At 69.2% G+C, this 1240-nt stretch carries 2 protein-coding genes; both read left to right on the forward strand.

Features of this window, described 5'->3' with window-relative positions; translation table 11 throughout:
* Positions 1-348, forward strand: a 348-nt coding sequence (locus tag X803_RS19650) for a DUF6807 family protein (RefSeq protein WP_035778838.1), incomplete at its 5' end; no start/stop codon positions are given.
* The coding region (locus tag X803_RS19655) for a M24 family metallopeptidase (protein ID WP_035778839.1) at positions 345-1240 on the forward strand (896 nt) is incomplete at its 3' end. The genes X803_RS19650 and X803_RS19655, both read left to right, overlap by 4 nt.

Raw genomic sequence — 1240 nt, forward strand, 5'->3', positions numbered from 1 at the left:
GGCGGTTTCTTCTGGCGCCTCCCCGCCTGCGAAAACCCCACAATTACGACGGCGGATGCCTCCGGTGAAGCGGGCGTGCACGGCACCGTCTCGGACTGGCTCTGCTGGCAGGGCACCTTCCGCGGCAGCCCGGCAACGCTTCTGTTCCTGCCCAATGACAACGCGGCTGACCCGTGGTTTGTGCGGGCCGAAGGCTACCCGGGGGTGGGGCTTGCCCTCGCCTGGGACCGCCCGGCCCTCACCACCCGCGAGGCTCCCGTGGCCCGCTCCATCACCGTTCTTGTTGCCGACGGCGCTCTGACTCCCGACGCCGTCCGCACTCTCGCGGCCGAAGAAAGGCACCCATGACCACCACCCCCTCCCGCGTCCTCGATCCGGCCACCGGGTCCGACGCGGACCTCGCCGGCGAGCGCGCCGTCAAGCGCAGGCGCCTCCTGGACATCCTCGACCGCACCGGCCGGGATTCCCTGCTGCTCACCAGCAACACGGCGATGACCTGGTATCTGGGCGGAAGCCGACTCCACATCAGCCTCGCCGGCGACCCGGTGGCTGTACTGCTGGTTGACCGCGAACGGGACCATCTGGTCACTTTCAACAATGAAGCGGACCGGCTGATCCGCGAGGAGCTGCCTGCCGACGTCGTCGTGCATCCTGTTCCCTGGCACGGATCGATGCATGAGGTGGTGCGCCGGCTCTCCTCCTCCACGCCGTTGGATGAGGCGGAGGTGAAGCGGGAGCTTCGTGCGGCGCGGCAGTCGCTTCTTCCAGTTGAGGCTGCGCTCTATGAGGATCTCAACCGTGAGGTGGCCGAGGCTCTCACCGACGTGCTCTCGGCTGCCCGGCCGCACACCCCCGAACGGCAGGTGGCGGCCGAGCTGGGCGCGCGGGTCATCGCCTTGGGTGCGGAGCCGCTGGTCCTGCTCTGCAACGGCCGGGAGCGCTCCGCGTTCCGGCATCCGCTGCCGACGTCGGCGCCCCTGGGACGCCGGGCGATGGCCGTGGTCTGCGCCCGCCGCAACGGCATGGTTGCCAATGTGACGCGCTGGGTGCGGTTTGATGGATCGACAGCGGCCGAGCGTGATGCCGAGGCTCGGATCGCCGCCGTGGAAGCGGACATTTTCGCAGCCACGGTCCCCGGTGCACGCCTGGACGGAATCTTCGACGTTATCCGCAGCTCGTATGATGCGCATGGATTCGGGCCCGATCAGTGGCGGCTGCATCACCAGGGCGGACCCGCCGG

It is taken from the genome of Arthrobacter sp. 35/47 (genome assembly GCF_000520475.1).
Taxonomy (GTDB): domain Bacteria; phylum Actinomycetota; class Actinomycetes; order Actinomycetales; family Micrococcaceae; genus Arthrobacter_D; species Arthrobacter_D subterraneus.